Below are 16,102 nucleotides of genomic sequence, written 5' to 3' on the forward strand. Positions count from 1 at the left end.
CGCGCCCATCTGCCAGCGGCCTTCCTAACGCGCGGCTCGCCGTCGCGCCAAGTCACGAGTCGGCGCACTCGAGAGCGTGACTACGCGCCCAGCGCACCTCAACCCAAGTTTTCGAGCGCAGCGAGAAGGTGCTCGCGCGGTTCGCGGCCCGGCTCGCGTCGAAGCGGTCGCCGTGTAGGCGACGAAGGAGCGAGCGGCATTGGGGTCGAGCCAACAGCATCAGCGCCACGCGGCGAGATCCAGCCGCTTCCAACCGCGTGCACGCCAGTAGCGAGTTCCGTTGCTACGCGCCCAGCGCACCCCAACCACGTCTTTCGAGCGAAGCGAGACCGAGCATTGCCCGTTCGCGGCCCGGCTCGCGTCCGAGCGGCCGCCGCGTCCGCGACGCAGTCGCCAGCGGCGGCCGCTCGGACGCGAGCCACCAAGGGGCCGCGAACACGCCGCGACGAAGTCGCGGCCAATGAACACCGTGGCGTATCTAACACCTCGTTCACCGTTCGGTTGCGGGCTGGTACTGTCCCTGACGTGCAGCGCGTGTATTTCTGGTTTAGCAAGCCGGCCCTGGGTGGGCTGGTCTGCGGCAACCGCGTGCGCTGACTGACTTCCACCCCGAGCCGGATGATGGACCGGCTCGACGGGATCTCTCCTCCGTGGGTCGGCCTCGAGAAAAGGAAACCCACGACATGACAACCGCAGCCGACGTCGACGCGCGGCATTCCGATCTGGACGATCAACGCACTCTCAACATCAGCCCGCTGCGTTCTCCGGCGGAGGTGCGTCGCGTGCACCCGATCACCGATGCCCTCGCCGACACCGTCCGTGCGGGACGCAAGACCACCGTCGACGTGCTGAACGGAGCGGACGATCGCCTGATGGTGATCGTGGGCCCGTGTTCCGTGCACGACCCCGCCGCCGCGCTGGACTACGCGCGCCGGCTCGCGGCGAAGGCGGCCGAACTCGACGACCGGCTGCACGTGGTGATGCGGGTCTACTTCGAGAAGCCGCGCACCAGTCTGGGCTGGAAGGGCCTGGTCAACGACCCGCATCTGGACGGCTCGTTCGACGTGAACACCGGTTTGGGCTTCGGCCGCAAGCTGCTGGTCGATATCACCGCGCTCGGGCTTCCGGTGGCGTGTGAGTTCCTGGATCCGATCACTCCGCAGTACATCGCGGACCTCGTCTCCTACGGCGCGATCGGCGCGCGCACGGCGGCCAGCCAGGTGCACCGCCAGCTCAGCAGCGCGCTGTCGATGCCGGTCGGGATCAAGAACGGCACCGACGGCGACGTCCAGGTCGCGGTCGACGGTGTGCGCGCGGCGGCGGCCAGCCACGTGTTCCCCGGCACCGATCTCGACGGCCGTTCGGCGCTGATCCGCACCACTGGTAACCCGGATTGCCACGTGATCCTGCGCGGCGGCAGTAACGGCCCGAACTACGACGCGGCGTCGGTCGCCGAGGCGTGCCTGCGGTTGGAGAAGGCGTCTCTGCCGGAGCGGATCGTGGTGGACGCCAGCCACGGCAACAGCAACAAGGACCACAACAAGCAGGTCGACGTGGTCACCGATATTGCGCGGCGGCTGGCGGGGGGCGAGCGCGCGGTGGTCGGCGTCATGCTGGAAAGCTTCCTGGTCGCGGGACGCCAAGACCTGACTCTCGGCCACGCCGACGAGCTCACCTACGGGCAGTCGATCACCGACGCCTGCCTGGACTGGGAGACCACCGCGAGCCAGCTGGACCGGCTGGCCGAGGCGGTGGGGCAGCGCCGCGAGCGCGAGTGAAGCGACGGAGGCTGTCACGACGCTGCGGTGGCCGTTGAGCGCTGACGGGCCGTGGCGGAGTCGTTCGCGCTGGTCGCACGGACATCGTCAGGTGCAGAGCACGCCGAGTAGGTCTCCGGAGGCGATGGTGCGGACATCGAAGTCCGCCGCGGTCAAGTGCTCGGTCAGCCGGGCGAGCGGCGGCTTCGGACTGTTCGGTTCCGCGGCGTCGGGCGTGCCGTAGCCGTAGAACAGGCCCAGCGTCGCGCCGGGCGCCAGCAGCCGCCGGATGAGGGCGAGTTCGGCGGTGGGGCGTCTGGTCCAGAACAGGTTGACGTTCACGGCCAGGACTTTGTCGAAAGCGGCCGCGCCGAGCCCGGTCTCGCGCAGCAGCCGGTCCACGGTCAGGTCCGCGAGATCGGCGTGCACCAACCGGATCCGGCCCGACTCCAGCCGCGCGGCATGCCGTTTGCCCGCGCGGGAGATGGCTGTGGCGGATCGTTCGACGCCGACGACCGTGCCGTCGTCGGCCTGTTCTGCGAGGTAGGCGATCGAATCGCTGGAACCGGGACCGATTTCCAGTACCCGGTCGGCGGGCCGCACCGCCAGGGTGCGCACGATCCAGGCGAAGCGCGGGTCGGTGGTCATCGGCGCCCGCTACGCAGGACGGGGCGCGACGGACGTCCGACCGCGGGCGAACTCGGCGGGCCAGTCGCCGGCCGGGCCGGGCGGGTCGGTGCGCAGCCGGGCGGCGAGCCAGTGGTCGCGCCGCCGGCCGCGCTGGATGCTGCCCAGCCGGGACAGGCCCTCGTACCGGAATCCGGCGCGGCGCGCGACCGCGGCCGAGGCGTAGTTGCCGACGAACGCGCGCCAGGCGATCCGCTCCAGGGCCAGGCCGTCGGCGCGGAACCCGAACTCGCACACCAACTCGACCGCCTGGGTCATCAGGCCGCGCGACCGCTGCGCCGGGACGAGCCAGAAACCGATCTCGGCCGCGCTCTCGTCGCGTTGGCCGAGGCCGATCATGCCGACGACCGGCCCGTCGGCACGCAGCCGCACGGCCCAGGTGGGGCTGCGCGCCGCCCATCCCGGGCCCACCATCTCCTCGAGGAAGGTCACGGCGCTGTCGCGCACGTAAGGCACCGGGATGGTCACCCACTCCGCGATGTCCGGATCCTGGCAGCATTCGGTGATGGTGTCGATATCGTCCGTCGTCGGGGCCGACAGCCAGATCGTTCCGCTCGACAGCACTTGCTGGTCCATCGCGTCATGCTGCCACGGATGGGGGCGGCGGATCATCCGGTTTGCCGCGCACCGGCGGCGGATACTGCGCGGGAACGTTTCAGACCCGGATCGTAGACTTTCCCTCGATGGTTGCCGCGCTGCTTTCCGACCTGTTCGAGTCCCATCGGGCGCATCTGCTCTCGGTCGCCTATCGGCTGACGGGCAGTGTCGGCGATGCCGAGGACGCGGTGCAGGAGAGCTGGCTGCGGTTGGCGGGCGCGCACCAGTCCGAGATCGAGGATCTGCGGGCCTGGCTGACCACCGTGGTGACGCGTATCTGCCTGGACCGGTTGCGGAGTGCGGCGGCGCGGCGGGAAAGCTACGTGGGGCAGTGGTTGCCCGAACCCGTGGTCACCGCGCGGACGCCGTCGAGTGCTCCGGATCCACTGGAAGCCGTGGTGCGCAAGCAGGAGTGCCGGTTCGCCGCGCTGATCGTGCTGGACACCCTGACACCGCCGCAACGCGTCGCCTTCGTGCTGCATGACGGGCTGTCGGTGCCGTTCGACGAGATCGCCGACATCCTGGGTGTTTCGGCGGATGCCGCGCGGCAGCTGGCGGTGCGCGCCCGCAAGGCGGTGACGCAGACGCCGCAGCCGGTGCCCGATGCCGAGCACGAGGCCGCGGTCGTACGTTTCCTCACCGCGCTGAGCTCCGGTGACGTGGCCGCCGTCGCGGCTGCGCTGCATCCGGACGCGGTGATGATCGGCGATGCCAACGGCACCACCGCCACCGCGATCAACGTCTTGCACGGCGCGGATCGCATCGCTCGCTTCTATCTGGGCTTGGTGCGCAAGTACGGGCTGCAGGACGCGTCGTCGATCTACGAATTCGTCTCGGTGAACGGGCAATTGGGCCTCGGAGTCGCGGCGCGTCCGGCGGTGGAGGGCCGGGCAGGTTATCCGATGCGGATCGTCGGATTCACCGTACGTGACGGATTGGTTTGGGGTACTTACGATTTGGCGAATCCGGCCAAGTTGGGCGGAGTCCGGCTGGGGTGAGTCCCTGCTTGGGGGGTGCGCGTGCCCGCCGTTTCCGCCATGACGGGCTTGTTCGGCAGCAGGCGGGGATCTGGCCTTCGGTACTGAAGTTGGTAACTTAGCAGGTGAAGGCCCTGAAATAGATGTGAAATGCGCATGCTCGCTATCTTTGAGCAACAGCTTCCGGCCCTCGACTAGTCTCCGGTTATGCCCTCGCGACACCAGACCGTTGCCCGCCTGCGTCCCTTCGCCTCCACGATCTTCGCCGAGATGACCGAGCTCGCCGTCCGGCACGACGCGGTCAACCTGGGACAAGGGTTCCCCGACACCGACGGGCCCGCGAGCATGCTCGAAGTCGCGCGGCGCGCCATCGCGGACGGCCTCAACCAGTATCCGCCCGGTCGTGGCATGCCGGTGCTGCGCCGGGCCGTGGCCGACGACCGCGCCCGGCGCTACGGAACCGAGTACGACCCGGACGCGCAGGTGCTCGTGACGGTGGGCGCGACCGAGGCGATCAGCGCGGCGGTGCTCGGCCTGGTCGAGCCCGGCGAAGAGGTGGTGCTGATCGAGCCGTACTACGACTCGTACGCCGCGGCGGTGGCGCTGGCCGGCGCTCGGCGGCGCACGGCGCGGCTGGTGGCCGACGGCGACCGCTTCGTGCTGGACCTGGACAGTCTGCGCGCCGCGATCACTCCGGCGACCCGGATGCTGATCGTCAACTCGCCGCACAATCCGACCGGCACGGTGCTGGGGCGCTCGGACCTGCGGGCGATCGCGGAAATCGCCTGCGAGCACGATCTCCTGGTGCTCACCGACGAGGTCTACGAGCACCTGGTCTACGACGGCGCCGAACACGTCAGCCTGGCCACCCTGCCGGGGATGGCCGAGCGGACGATCGTGGTGTCGAGCGCGGCCAAGACGTTCAGCGTCACCGGGTGGAAGACCGGGTGGGCGTGCGGCCCCGCCGACCTGATCGAGGGGGTGCTCGCGGCGAAGCAATTCCTGACTTTCGTGGCGGGCGGACCGTTCCAGCCCGCTGTCGCGCATGCGATCGACCACGAGCTGGAGTGGGTCGGTCAGCTGCGGCAGGCGTTGTCCGAGAAGCGGCTTCGCCTCTCCGCGGCGCTCGCCGACACCGGGCTGCGGGTGTATCCGAGCGCGGGCGGCTACTTCGTCGTCGCCGATATCACCCCGCTCGGCATGGCCGATGGCTTGGCGTTCTGCCGGGAACTACCGAAGCGTGTCGGCGTGGCGGCGGTGCCGGTCAGCGTGTTCGCCGACGACACCGCCGCGTGGAACCACCTGGTGCGGTTCACCTTCTGCAAACGAGACGAGACGCTGGCGGAGGGCGTGCGCCGGTTACGTCTCGGCTGAGTCGTAAACCTTGCCGTGAACTGTCAGGTTTCGCTGGCAACCTTGCGTGACATGACAACCCAGTACTACACGGCAACCAGTCTCGACGGATACCTCGCCGATTCGGACAACTCGCTGACCTGGCTTTTCGAGGTGGAAGGAGCGGACGAGGCAGAGACCGGCATCGCTGGCTTCCTCGCGCAGGTCGGCGCCATGTGCATGGGCGCGACCACCTACGAGTGGATCGCGGCCAACGAGTCGCCGGAGAGCTGGCACCGGAATTACGGTGACCTCCCGTGCTGGGTTTTCACCCACCGGGATCTCCCGGTGATACCCGGCGCGAATGTCCGGTTCGTCGCAGGCGGGGTCGAGCCGGTGCACCGAGAGATGGCCGACGCGGCCGGTGAGCGCAACATCTGGATCATGGGTGGCGGTGACCTGGCCGGACAATTCGCCGACGCGGGTCTGCTGGACGACGTCGTGGTGAGCGTGGTTCCGGTGACCCTGGGCGCGGGCGCGCCGCTGCTGCCGCGGCGCATCCTGTCCAGCCGGATGCGACTCGTCGGCATCACGCAGGCCGGTCAGTTCGCCGAACTGCACTATCGCCTGAGCAGCCCGGCCGAGCAGGGCTGAGCCGGGCCCGCGCCGCCCCGCACCGGCTCAGGCCGGGACGGGGCGGGTGCGATCGGTGGCGAGCAGAGCGGCGATCGTGCCGAGCATCGTGCCGGTGACGTAGCGCTGGATGCGCAGCCATCGGGGGAGGGCGGTGAGGAACGTCGCGAGACCGCCCGCGCCCACGACGATCAAACCGTTCACGGTGAGCGCCACCGCGATCTGCACCGCGCCCAGGCACAGACTCTGCAGCCAGACCCTGCCGTGCTCCGGCGTGACGAACTGCGGGATCAGCGCCATGTACATGATCGCGATCTTCGGGTTCAGCAGATTGGTGACCAACCCCATCGTCAACAGCCGTCGCGTGGGATCGGCGGACAGCGCCGTGGGCGTGAACACCGAGACACCGCCGGGGCGGACCGCCTGCCAGGCCAGCCACCCCAGGTAGGCGGCGCCCGCCAGCTTCACCGCCAGATACAGCCCGGGGACCACCGCGAACACCGCCGTGATCCCCGCCGTCGCCGCCGCCAGATACACCCCGAATCCAGCCGCCACCCCCGCCAACGACACCAACCCGGCCCGCCGCCCCTGCGAGACCGTCCGCGAAACCAGATACATCATGTTGGGCCCCGGCGTGAGAACCATCCCCAACGCCGCCGCCGCAACCCCCGCCACCGCCGCCATTTCGATCATTCCCCGATCCTCACCCGCCCCGCGCCTCCTGTCGCGGTCCACTTGGCACTCGCTGGACGGGGCGGCTCGAACAGCCGGATATCCGTAGGCGATCGGTTACCACGGCGAGTAATGCCTCGCGCGGAGCATCGGAATTGCTCTTCGGCAATCGAGGTCAGCGGTCGAATTTCCCGCGACTGCGAAATCCGGGACAGTGCGGAAATCGGGGCCACAAGTAAGTGACCGACGGTGGCGAATCCGCGAATTGGAAGCCGTGAAGGCCACCTTCTCGGCCGCCGCGCAGACCGCGGCCCGAAGGCGTCCGGTCCGGAAAGATCCTGGCCAGGGTGCATGGCGGCGGCGAGTCGCCGCAACACGGGCGGCGGATCGGATGACAATACTCGGCATGACGGCCACGGTCGGCGAGTTGCGAAATCGGCGGGCGAACGGGGTGGGCGGCGCGTCGGGCAAGGAGGGATTCCGGCCGGATATCGAGGGAATGCGAGCGGTCGCCGTTTCGGCTGTCGTGCTTTTTCACGCGGGTGTGCCCGGAATCGGCGGTGGCTTCATCGGCGTGGACGTCTTCTTCGTCATTTCCGGCTTTCTCATCACCGGAATGCTCTGCCGTGAAGCGATGGCTACCGGCACCGTCGGGCTGGCGCGGTTCTACGGCGCGCGGGCACGCCGACTACTGCCCGCCGCGGGCGTCGTGCTGGTCGCCACGGCGATCGCCGCGGCCGCGCTGCTGCCGCCGCTGCGGGCGCGCGAAGTCATCGCCGATGCGATCGCCTGCGCGCTGTACGCCGGGAATTACCGGTTCGCGCTGCACGGCGCCGACTACCTGGCCGCCGATGCGCAGCCCTCGCCGTTGCAGCACTTCTGGTCGCTCGGCGTGGAGGAACAGTTCTACCTGATCTGGCCCGCGCTGGTGATCGCGACAGCCTGGCTTGTGCGGCGGCGCAGCGGTTCGGCCGGGCAACTGCCGTACCTGGCTGTCCTCGGGACGGTCGCCGCGATCTCGTTCGCGATCTCGGTGGTCTGGACCGCGACGCTGCCGCCGTGGGCGTTCTTCTCGCTGCCTACCCGGGCCTGGGAACTGGCGACAGGCGGCTCGGTGGCGCTGACGGCCGCCGTGTGGTCCCGGCTGCCGGAGGCGGTCGCCGCCGTCGCGGGGTGGGCCGGGGCGGGTCTGATCGTCGCGGCCTGCGTCCGCCTGGACGAGAACGTGCCCTATCCCGGCGTCGCGGCGCTGCTGCCCGTGCTGGGCACGGTCTTGGTGATCGGGTCGGGCTGCGCCCGAGCGCGATTCGGTGTCGGCCGCATTCTGGCGGCGCACGAGCTGCGAGCGATCGGCAGAGTGTCCTACGCCTGGTACCTCTGGCACTGGCCGGTACTGGTGCTGGCGCCGCAGGTGCTCGGCGGCCCGCTCGGGCCGGTGGGCGCATCGGGCGCGGTCGCCACGGCCTGCGGGCTCGCCATGCTCACCCAGCGGTTGGTCGAGGACCGGGTTCGCTTCGCCGCCCGGTTGCGACGTTCGGCCCGGATCAGTCTCGCGTGCGGCGGCGTGAGCACCGCGATCGCGATCTGTGTAGCGCTGGCCCTGCTCACGGCGGTGCCCGCTCCGGTCGGTCGTGGCGCGGCGGCGGCGAGTCTCACGCTCACCACACCGGCTACGGCCGTCGCCGACCCTGATGACGACGTGATCCAGCAGTTGACGGCGCAGACCCAGTCGGCCGTCGCGGCCTCCGCCGAGACCCGCGAGGTGCCCGCGAACCTCACTCCCTCGCTCGCGAACGCGCGCGGCGACCGGGCGGAGGTGTTCGACAACGGATGCGTCCGGTCCTGGCACGAAGTCGGCCAAGGCGAGTGCGCCTCCGGCGATCGGCACTCCGCCACCACGGTGGCTCTGGTCGGCGATTCCCACGCGGCCATGTGGCATCCGGCGTTCGAGCGGATCGCCGGATCGCGCCACTGGCGGCTGGAGACCATGGCCAAAGTCACCTGTCCACTGTTCGACCTGCCGATCACCAGTCCCTACCTGGGCCGCGCGTACACCGAATGCGAGCAGTGGCGCGAACAGGTGCTGACGCGCCTGCGCCACGAGCGTCCCCGGCTGATCGTGGTCAGCATGTCGCGGCGCTACGGCGGCGACTTCGGCTTCGTGTCCTACGACCAGGCGTGGATCGACAGCCTGCACCGATTGGTCGCCGAACTGCGCGCGACCGGCTCGGCTGTCCTGGTCCTCGGCGGGATACCCGATCCCCATGCCACCGTGCCCGCGTGCGTGGCCGAGCACATCGCCGACGCCTCCGCCTGCGCCCCCGCCCGGCCGGTCGCCGTCGACGACGCGGGCATCGCGGCCGAGCGCGCGGCGGTGACGGCAGGCGGCGGGCAGTACGCCGACCTGACCGCGCTGTTCTGCACCGCGGCTCGCTGCCCCGTCATCGTCGGGAACAACCTCGTCTACCGAGACGACAACCACCTCACGATCGGTTACGCCGAGACCCTCGGTCCCGTGATCGGCGCGCACGCCGAACGTGCGCTCGCTCACCGCTGAGCGGGCCGGGCTGGTGGACGGGAAGACATCGCGCCCTTCCGGCGTTGCATCCGGTCGCTGCCGTACCCGCGCCCTGCGGGAAGGGCCGGTAACCTGCGGGTTGTCGGAGGGGTCGGGGAGAATGGCGGGGAATCTATCGGAGGAGGGACTGTGAACGACGGTCCGCTGATCGTGCAGAGTGACAAAACGCTGCTGTTGGAGGTCGACCACGAGGCGGCCGACGCGGCGCGGCAGGCGATCGCGCCGTTCGCCGAGTTGGAGCGGGCGCCGGAACACGTGCACACCTATCGGGTGACGCCGCTGGCCCTGTGGAACGCGCGGGCGGCCGGGCACGATGCCGAGCAGGTGGTGGACGCGCTGGTCAGTTTCTCCCGGTACGCGGTGCCGCAGCCGCTGCTGGTGGACGTGGTGGACACCATGGCCCGCTACGGCCGGTTGCAGCTGGTCAAGCATCCCGCGCACGGGTTGACGCTGGTCAGCCTGGATCGCGCGGTGTTGGAGGAGGTGCTCCGGCACAAGAAGATCGCCCCCATGCTCGGCGCGCGCATCGATGACGACACGGTGGTGGTGCACCCTTCCGAGCGCGGCCGGATCAAGCAGATGCTGCTGAAGATCGGCTGGCCCGCCGAGGACCTCGCGGGCTACGTCGACGGCGAGGCGCACGCGATCGAACTCGACTACGCGACCGACGGCTGGCATCTGCGCGACTACCAGCAGATGGCCGCCGACTCGTTCTGGGCGGGCGGCTCCGGGGTGGTGGTGCTGCCCTGCGGCGCGGGCAAGACGATGGTCGGCGCCGCGGCGATGGCCAAGGCTCAGGCCACCACGCTGATCCTGGTCACCAATACGGTGGCGGGCAGGCAGTGGCGGCGCGAACTGCTCGCGCGCACCTCCCTCACCGAGGACGAGATCGGCGAGTACTCCGGCGAGCGCAAGGAGATCCGCCCGGTCACCATCGCCACCTATCAGGTGATCACCCGCCGCACCAAGGGCGAGTACAAGCACCTGGAACTGTTCGACAGCCGGGACTGGGGACTGGTCATCTACGACGAGGTGCACCTGCTGCCCGCACCGGTCTTCCGGATGACCGCCGATCTGCAATCCCGCCGCAGGCTCGGCCTGACCGCCACGCTGGTGCGCGAGGACGGCCGCGAGGGCGACGTGTTCTCGCTGATCGGCCCGAAGCGCTATGACGCCCCGTGGAAGGACATCGAGGCCCAGGGGTGGATCGCTCCCGCCGAATGCATCGAGGTCCGGGTCACGCTCACCGACGCCGAGCGGATGGCGTATGCCACCGCCGAACCGGAGGAGCGCTACAAGCTGTGCTCCACCGCGCACACCAAAATCGCTGTGGTCGAGTCGATTCTGGCCCAGCACCGGGACGCGCCCACCTTGGTCATCGGCGCCTACCTGGACCAGTTGGACGAACTCGGCGCCGCGCTCGAAGCCCCGGTGATCCAGGGCTCGACGAAGACCAAGGAGCGTGAGGAGCTGTTCGACGCGTTCCGCCGCGGCGAGATCCCGGTGCTCGTGGTGAGCAAGGTGGCGAACTTCTCCATCGATCTGCCGGAAGCGTCCGTGGCCGTGCAGGTTTCGGGTACCTTCGGCTCACGACAGGAGGAGGCGCAGCGCCTCGGCCGGCTGCTGCGTCCGAAACAGGACGGGGGCCAGGCCCATTTCTACTCCGTGGTCGCACGCGACACTCTCGACGCCGAATACGCCGCGCATCGGCAGCGTTTTCTCGCCGAACAGGGGTATGCCTACCGCATCACGGACGCCGACGACTTGCTCGGCCCCGCCATCGGATAAGCGGAGGCATGCCCTCCGCAAACTGTGCTAGGAATGAGGGCGTGCGACGCTTCGAATTCGCGGTGGACCGCAGGCATGCCCATGCGGTCAACGAAGTCTTCGCCGACCTGCGCCGCCTGCGCCTGATGGCGATCGCCGCCGCGGTGGTCGCCGCGGCCGGGACGGCGTTCCTGATCTGGCTGAACCACTCCTGGGCATATCTGCTCGCGGTCGCGTTCGCGCTCGGCGCGGTGACCGCGCTGTGGGTGGCCCTGTGGACGCCGCGGCATTCCAGCATCGACAAGCTCTACGCGGACGGTGAGCTGGTGCCCGCGGTGGTCTCGGAGGTGCGCCTTTCCGGTGTGGTACTGCTCGCCTTGGTCGATGTGTCCACCCCCGGCGCGGGCGATCGGCGCTACGCCCTGGTGACCAGGAAAGTCAGTGTCCTGCCCGGCCACGAGGCCAAGCCGGGGGAGCGCGTGCCGTCGGTCGCGGTGCGTACCGATCGGGCGCCGCGACAGGTGGGCGAGCGCTGGCAATCGGTGAACGCCATGCCGATCGCCTGGGGCACCACCGACGGATCGGTCATCGCCCGCGCGCGCTCCGCGATCAGCGAGGCCGAGTGGCGTTTGCTCACCGACAATCTCGCGCTCGCCGAGAAAGTGCGGCGCACCACCGCGAAACGGCTGCTGCTCGATCCGCACCAGCTGCCCGGCGAACTCGGCACCTGAATCCGGCTGCGAACGCGAGATTTCCGTTCGCGCGGGCGCCTACACTCGAGGGATGGTTCCAGCGTCCAATCTGCTGGCATTCGTCGCCGCCGCGGTCGTCATCATCGTCGTGCCCGGTCCCGGCGTGTTGTTCACCGTCGGTCGCGCGCTCACCCTCGGCCGCCGCGCGGCGCTGCTCTCGGTGCTCGGGCACGCCGCGGGCGTCTACGCCGCCCTGGTCCTGGTCGCGATCGGTCTGGGCGCCTTGCTCACGGCGTCGGCGCTGGCGCTCACCGTGGTGAAGTTCGCGGGCGCGTTGTATCTGATGTATCTGGGCATTCAGGCGATTCGGCAGCGTTCGGCGTTGCGCGAGGCGCTGGGCGCCTCGATCGAGCCGACGCCGAACGCGCGGGTGCTGCGCCAGAGCGCGATCGTCGGGGTCACCAATCCCAAAGCGATCGTGTTCTTCTCCGCGGTGCTGCCGCATTTCGCCGACCCGGCGTCGGGTGCCCTGTCCTGGCAGTTCCTGCTGCTCGGCACGGTCTTCCTCGCCATCGCGCTGGTCTCCGACAGCGCGTGGGCGCTGCTGGCCGCCTCGGCGCGGTCCTGGTTCGCCAGGTCGCCGCGCAGGCTGGAAGCGGTCGGCGGCGCGGGCGGGGCGATGATCTTCGGTGTCGGCGCGTCGGTGGCGCTGACCGGCAGCGGCGACTGAAGCCGCTACCATCCAGCGAGGTCGGTGCGCCGGCACCGGCACGAGGCGGGGTGGAGAGGGGTGGTCGTTCGTATGAGGTTGTCCGGCCGGATGTGCGCCGCGGTCGCGTGCGTGTTCGTCGCGGTGCCATGGTCACCCGCGCACGCCGACCCGCCGGCCGACCCGTTCGTCGGCGCGCCGGGCCTGGGCGATCCGTACTACCCGCTGGACGGCAACGGCGGCTACGACGTGCGCCACTACGACATCGGCATCGACTACGACCCGCCGAGCCGTCGCCTCGCGGGCACCGCCACGATCGACGCCACCGCCACCCAGGCGCTGCGCGTGTTCAACCTCGACTTCGCCGGGCCGGAGGTGCGGATGGTGTCGGTGAACCACCTCCCCGCCGCGTTCGACCGCAACGGCGAGCACGAGCTGACGGTGACGCCGATGCTTCCCTTGCTGCCCGGGGTGCCGTTCACGGTCACCGTCGACTACGCGGGCCCCGCCGTGGACACCGAAGGCGAGGGGTGGACCTTCGCGCCCAGCGGCGGCGCCTTCGTCGCGGGCGAGCCGCACTCGGCGACCAGCTGGTACCCGCTCAACGACACTCCGCTGGACAAGGCCACGTTCACCCTGACCACCACCGTTCCCGCGGAGTGGGAAGTGGTCTCCAACGGTGTGCGAGCCGACAACGCGGTGCGGAGCGACAAGCGGACGGTCCGCTGGGTCAGCGCCAAGCCGGTGCTCGGCTACCTGACCACCGTCGCCATCGACAAGTTCGACTACCTCGAGCAGCGCAGAGCCAACGGCACGCCGCTGATCAGCGCGTTCGCGCCGAACGCGGACGAACGCCACCGTGAGCTCGAGCAGCGCCTGCCGGAGATCCTGGACTTCTCCGAACAGCTCTACGGCCCGTACCCGTTCGAGGCCGCGGGCGGCATCTATCTGGACGCCGACATCACGTTCTCGCTGGAGACCCAGACCCGCCCGATCTACGCACCGCGGATCGACCTGCAGACGGTCGTGCACGAGATCGCGCACCAGTGGTGGGGCGACTGGGTGTCGGTGCGCAACTGGTCGGACATCTGCCTGAACGAGTGCTTCGCCAGCTACACCGCCGATTACTTGTGGCCGGAGCGCATCGAGGGCAAGAACGTCGACGACGACTACCGCCGGACCATCCAGAAATATCGCGAGAACCAGAAGTTCTGGGACATCCCATTGGAGAACCCGGGAGCGGGGAAAGAGTTCACCTCCGTCTATTACCGCGGGCCGCTGTTCCTGCACGCCCTGCGCGAGCAGATCGGCGACGAGGTGTTCTTCCCGACCGTCCGGGACTTCCTGGCCGCGCACGCCTACGGCAACGCCTCGATGCCGGAGTTCCGCGCCTTCGTGCAGTCCAGAACGCCGATCCAGCTGAGCGGCTTCTTCCACGCGTGGCTGAACACCACCGAGCCGCCGCCGGAGGAGTACCTGTTCCCCGGCGCGCTGCGCAGCTGAGTCGTCAGTCGGTCTCGACGCGCTGCCGCGCCTTCGCCACTGTGCGTTCGGCCCGGTCCAGCTGACGTTGCGCGGCGTGGAGGTCGTCCTTGGCCGCTCGCTCGGCCGCCTTGTGGAACTGTCGCTGCTGTTCGGCGCGCGCGAGTTCGTCGCGCAGCGTCGCGAGGTGTTGCTCGACGCCGGACAGTTCCGCGGTCGCGTTCTCGAGTGCGGATCGCGCCGAGTCCGTTGCCGCGCGGGCGGATTCGAGCGCGTCCTCGGCCTCGGCCAGTTCGCGGCGCGCGCTGTCGTCCGGTTGCCGCCGCGACGCCGCTCGCTTGCGAGGAATCGCCGGTTCGGGCACCGCGAGCAGGGTCGGTCCGCTCGGCCCGAATCCTTCGTAGCTCGCCGCCGTGGCGAGTGTTCCCGCGCGCAGCCGCTCGGCCACCTCAGAGTCGGCGAGTGCCGCTGTCAACGTCTGGCCCACTTCCCGCACGACGCCCTCGCCGACCGGATGCCCTTGCTCGGCGGCGAGCGCGCCGGCCTTCTTGGCGAGCGCGTTGACCAGCTGCTGCCGCTGCGCGGTGAGGCTGCGCAGCTGCTCGGCCGAGAGTTCGCGCTGCGCGGCGGCCAGGGCCGCGCCCAGCCGGAGCAGATCCGCCACTTCGTCGGGCGCCGCGCGGGCCAGCAGGTTCGCCGCCCATGCGGTCAAGGTCGGCTTGCGCAGCTTGTCGATGGCCGCCGCGAGCTGCTTGTCGCCCGCCGATCGGGCCGCGGCCGCCCGGTCCGTGCGGGCCGCGACGAACTGCGCGGGCGGCACCCCGTACAGGTCGTGCGCGACGTCCTCGACCGTCATACCGACCAAGCGTAACGACCCGGTCTCGGACGACGACACACACCGCATACCGGACATCAGTCCAGTTGGACGAAAACCGCGAAAGGCGTTGCTAGTGAATTACTCTGCGTTCCTGCTGCTCGGCCGTCTGCTCCCCAGCATCCTCGGTTACACGCTCATGGGCCTCTACGGCACGCACATGTAGCGCGCCGGCCCGCTCCGGGCCGGATGGTTGGCTGATGCGGCCGCCTGGTCCTGCGGGTATCCTCACCGCGTTCACGAGCCCGTGAACGTGTTCGGTGAGAGAGGTTTTCAGGTGAAGTTTCCAGGAGCGAGGTTGCTGGCACGGGTTGTGCTCGCCCTCGTCGCGGTGGCCGCGGTGGTGGTCACGGTGGCCGGCTGTTCGATGATCGAGGACGCGGGCAAGTCGGACACCGCCAAGGCCCAGGTCGGCGACTGCATCAACGTCATCGAGGGCTCGGCGGCCGACGCCAAGACCGAGCCGGTCGACTGCTCGTCGGACAAGGCCGTGTACAAGATCGCGCAGTCCTACGACAAGAAGACCGACTGCGCCGCCGACTACACCTCCTACGAGGAGACCCTGGGCGGCGGAACCACCGCGTTCCTGTGCCTCGCGCCGAACTTCAAGGAGGGCAGCTGCTACAACGAGAGCAGCACGACCGGGTACAAGCACGTCGACTGCGCGTCCTCGGAGGCCACCTTCAAGGTGTTGAAGCGGATCGACGGGCAAGCCGACGAATTGCTGTGCGACGCGAACGCCGACGGGTTCCGGCTCATCGAAACCGATCCCAAGGTGACCTTCTGCACGGGCAAGCCGAAGGGCTGATCATTCCAGCAGGGCAACCGACGCGATCCGGTGCAGCGTGAAGTGCCGGACCGCGCCGGTGACCGGGTCCAGCGCGTCGAGCTGCCCGTTGCCCACCTTCAACGGTTCCACCACACGCTGCGTGGCGACCCCTTGGGCGTCGACGTAGCCGATGTTCACCGACCGCCGCACCCGCGCCGCGAGCTGGAGCAGGGCGAGGGTCGCGGCGGTGTTGGTCCTGGTGCCGTCCGGGCGCACCGCCTGACCGGAGCGGGCGCTGGCGGCGCGTTCGCTCGCGCGTAGCTCGGTGACGAGCAACTCGAGTTGTTCGGTGCTGGGCGGTGTCGGGCGATACGGCTGCCGGGCGGCGGGCCGCACCGCGATCCGCGCCCCCCGGGGACGCAGATCCACGATCGCGCCGGCCGAATCCTCACCTGCGGGCGCGAAACCGGCCGCTCGCAATTGCTCGAGCAGTTCGCCCAGCGGCGCTTGGGCGATGGCGACGGTCGGGGCGATGGACCGCAGCGCCAGCGCGCCGGCCACCGGTGCCGCGAGCAC

Annotated in this window: 15 protein-coding genes; 10 read left to right on the forward strand and 5 right to left on the reverse strand. The window is 69.7% G+C overall.

The window, feature by feature from the left end; genetic code table 11:
* Positions 1–683: 683 nt before the first annotated feature.
* Positions 684–1,778, forward strand: coding sequence for a 3-deoxy-7-phosphoheptulonate synthase (locus ON27_RS03500; RefSeq protein ID WP_043719171.1), 1,095 nt, complete (start codon positions 684–686; stop codon positions 1,776–1,778).
* A gap of 87 nt (positions 1,779–1,865) precedes the next feature.
* On the opposite strand, the gene ON27_RS03505 is transcribed toward ON27_RS03500, so the two are convergent.
* Positions 1,866–2,405, reverse strand: coding sequence for a class I SAM-dependent methyltransferase (locus ON27_RS03505; RefSeq protein ID WP_043719174.1), 540 nt, complete (start codon positions 2,403–2,405; stop codon positions 1,866–1,868).
* 9 nt (positions 2,406–2,414) lie between these two features.
* Positions 2,415–3,020 carry a GNAT family N-acetyltransferase gene (locus ON27_RS03510; RefSeq protein ID WP_043719209.1) on the reverse strand — a complete coding sequence of 202 codons (606 nt, stop codon included), beginning with the start codon at positions 3,018–3,020 and terminating at the stop codon, positions 2,415–2,417.
* A 107-nt stretch (positions 3,021–3,127) separates the two neighbouring features.
* Here ON27_RS03510 and ON27_RS03515 point away from each other — a divergent pair, with 107 nt between their 5' ends.
* From ON27_RS03515 to ON27_RS03525, 3 genes are all read left to right on the forward strand, one after another.
* On the forward strand, positions 3,128–4,039 hold the full coding sequence (locus tag ON27_RS03515) for a sigma-70 family RNA polymerase sigma factor (RefSeq protein WP_043719177.1): 912 nt from the start codon (positions 3,128–3,130) through the stop codon (positions 4,037–4,039).
* A gap of 186 nt (positions 4,040–4,225) precedes the next feature.
* On the forward strand, positions 4,226–5,392 hold the full coding sequence (locus tag ON27_RS03520) for a pyridoxal phosphate-dependent aminotransferase (RefSeq protein WP_043719181.1): 1,167 nt from the start codon (positions 4,226–4,228) through the stop codon (positions 5,390–5,392).
* 51 nt (positions 5,393–5,443) lie between these two features.
* A complete protein-coding gene (locus ON27_RS03525; RefSeq protein WP_043719183.1) occupies positions 5,444–6,004 on the forward strand; it encodes a dihydrofolate reductase family protein in 561 nt (186 codons plus the stop codon).
* 27 nt (positions 6,005–6,031) lie between these two features.
* On the opposite strand, the gene ON27_RS03530 is transcribed toward ON27_RS03525, so the two are convergent.
* The gene (locus ON27_RS03530) at positions 6,032–6,676 is read right to left on the reverse strand and encodes a LysE family translocator (RefSeq protein ID WP_043719185.1); all 645 of its coding nucleotides are present in this window, start codon (positions 6,674–6,676) and stop codon (positions 6,032–6,034) included.
* 385 nt (positions 6,677–7,061) lie between these two features.
* On the opposite strand from ON27_RS03530, the gene ON27_RS03535 reads away from it, so the two are divergent.
* The 5 genes from ON27_RS03535 to ON27_RS03555 all read left to right on the forward strand — a co-directional run bounded on the left by ON27_RS03535 (position 7,062) and on the right by ON27_RS03555 (position 13,904).
* Positions 7,062–9,212: an acyltransferase family protein gene (locus ON27_RS03535; protein ID WP_086007418.1), complete on the forward strand. Its 2,151-nt coding sequence runs from the start codon at positions 7,062–7,064 to the stop codon at positions 9,210–9,212.
* A gap of 150 nt (positions 9,213–9,362) precedes the next feature.
* The gene (locus ON27_RS03540) at positions 9,363–11,021 is read left to right on the forward strand and encodes a DNA repair helicase XPB (protein WP_043719191.1); all 1,659 of its coding nucleotides are present in this window, start codon (positions 9,363–9,365) and stop codon (positions 11,019–11,021) included.
* A gap of 41 nt (positions 11,022–11,062) precedes the next feature.
* Positions 11,063–11,731 carry a DUF3239 domain-containing protein gene (locus ON27_RS03545; RefSeq protein WP_043719194.1) on the forward strand — a complete coding sequence of 223 codons (669 nt, stop codon included), beginning with the start codon at positions 11,063–11,065 and terminating at the stop codon, positions 11,729–11,731.
* 52 nt (positions 11,732–11,783) lie between these two features.
* On the forward strand, positions 11,784–12,422 hold the full coding sequence (locus ON27_RS03550; RefSeq protein ID WP_043719196.1) for a LysE family translocator: 639 nt from the start codon (positions 11,784–11,786) through the stop codon (positions 12,420–12,422).
* A 60-nt stretch (positions 12,423–12,482) separates the two neighbouring features.
* Entirely contained in the window at positions 12,483–13,904 is a 1,422-nt protein-coding gene (locus tag ON27_RS03555; protein WP_306306937.1) for a M1 family metallopeptidase, read from the forward strand.
* Positions 13,905–13,908: 4 nt separating this feature from the next.
* Here ON27_RS03555 and ON27_RS03560 read toward each other — a convergent pair whose 3' ends face one another.
* Positions 13,909–14,739: a hypothetical protein gene (locus ON27_RS03560; RefSeq protein WP_043719199.1), complete on the reverse strand. Its 831-nt coding sequence runs from the start codon at positions 14,737–14,739 to the stop codon at positions 13,909–13,911.
* 295 nt (positions 14,740–15,034) lie between these two features.
* Between ON27_RS03560 and ON27_RS03565 the strand changes: the two genes are divergently transcribed.
* Positions 15,035–15,565, forward strand: a complete 531-nt coding sequence (locus tag ON27_RS03565; protein ID WP_043719202.1) for an LppU/SCO3897 family protein — start codon at positions 15,035–15,037, stop codon at positions 15,563–15,565.
* Here ON27_RS03565 and ON27_RS03570 read toward each other — a convergent pair.
* Positions 15,566–16,102: WYL domain-containing protein (locus ON27_RS03570; RefSeq protein WP_444543651.1), on the reverse strand; the 537-nt coding region annotated here is incomplete at its 5' end.

Origin of the sequence: Nocardia asiatica NBRC 100129 (assembly GCF_000308415.1) — a bacterium.
GTDB classification, from domain to species: Bacteria; Actinomycetota; Actinomycetes; order Mycobacteriales; family Mycobacteriaceae; genus Nocardia; species Nocardia asiatica.